We start from the raw sequence: 429 nt of genomic DNA on the forward strand, positions 1-429 counted from the left end.
GGGCAATACCCCTGCGGGAATCACATAGGAATGAAGACGACGTCTGGCAACATGTTGTAGCATCTAAAAAATGACTACGAAGACGACAAAGACCCCATCTGATCCAGATATTGACTGATTAGACGACAAGAAGGTTATTGTTGCCCTGGCTCGAAAACTGACGACATTGATGTTAAGTATGTGGAAATCAGAGACATTTTATAATGAACGTCTTAAAGCGGTAAATTAAAGAACGAAAAGTCATAATCAAATCAGATTGAGCTCGTCGTACACTTCAATTCCGGGACACGCTTTGCAGGGCAATACCCCTGCGGGAATCACATAGGAATGAAGACGACGTCTGGCAACATGTTGTAGCATCTAAAAAATGACTACGAAGACGACAAAGACCCCATCTGATCCAGATATTGACTGATTAGACGACAAACG

Origin of the sequence: Rahnella sp. PD4, assembly GCF_049199325.1 — a bacterium.
GTDB classification, from domain to species: Bacteria; Pseudomonadota; Gammaproteobacteria; order Enterobacterales; family Enterobacteriaceae; genus Rahnella; species Rahnella perminowiae.